General features: G+C 47.7%; 1 protein-coding gene. It reads right to left on the bottom strand.

The window, feature by feature from the left end; all coding sequences use genetic code 11:
* Positions 1-1,111, bottom strand: a 1,111-nt coding sequence (locus R8O11_RS24830) for a VolA/Pla-1 family phospholipase (RefSeq protein ID WP_412035073.1), incomplete at both ends; no start/stop codon positions are given.

Below are 1,111 nucleotides of genomic sequence, written 5' to 3'. Positions count from 1 at the left end.
GGTGTAGTTAGAGTGCCTGAAGCAACTAGGTCTGCGGCATTAGTAAATGGATCTACAGTATCAAGCGTGGTTTGCGCTGCGTAGATGAACTGTGAGAAACCAGCACTCAGAGCTGCAAGCTGTTCCGGTGTCGCTAAACCTTCAAAGACCTCGTAACATGCTTTGTCATCTAACTGTGCACACTGCGCGTCAGCGTAAGACTTGTAATCCGTTGATGCTGCATAAGCAAGGTTGTGCTTGATTTGCGGACCAAAGTCTGAAGAACCCAGCAATAGATTACCGATTTGACCACCAGAGTTCTGAATAGAGGCCGCGCTAAATGTATACAGTGCATCAGCAGTAGGGCTGCCTAGTGTGTTGTTTGCAGCAGCAACCGCAGACGTACCAACAATACCGCCTAGTGAGTGACCTAGCATTTTCACTTGAGAGCCCATCATCGGGTTAAAACCTTGAAGAGGGCCTCCAGCCAATAGGCCGCCTTGCTCTGATACTACTAAACTAGCACGTAAGCCCAATACATCCAGCACGCTTTGACGAAGGTTATCACGCGCTACAGCAAGGTTAGACAGGTTCAAGTAAGCAAGAACGTTCGCATTTGCCGATCGTTGTTCGTCTAGGCTACGTGTGCCGTGGATTGGAAGATCGATAGCAATAACAGCTACGCCAGCCTGCACCATATTAAAAGCAAATGCATACGCGTTTTCTTTCGCTGAAGTGATACCGTGTTGGTAGATCACCACGTCTTTTGCAACACCATTTTGAGGAGTAAACAGTAAGAACTCGACATTTTCTAAAGACTTAACCGCAGGAACAGGAGAGTAACGAGTAATAACTCGCTCACTATCCAGTTGTGTGCCGTCGTTTAAGTACAGTTTCGAGCCTACCAGTTTTAGCTGCTCTGTTGGATCTGTTGCCAGCTTGCTAACGTCTACAGGAGAGCTTGCGAAAACGCCAGAAGAAAGCTGCTGAACCATGTTCGCTTGTTCTGCTGGATCGGTAAGTGCTGCGTTTAGCTTCGCTAGGCTTGGCATCGCAGACACCATCGGTTGCATGTTCCAGTTTGCGCCTTTTTCAAGGTAGTGTGGCAGTGTTACTTTACCCTCATTAACAT

Source organism: Vibrio sp. 1288 (genome assembly GCF_033344475.1).
The sequence above is the reverse complement of the archived record's forward strand: the minus strand, read 5'-3'. Positions and strand labels throughout refer to the sequence as shown.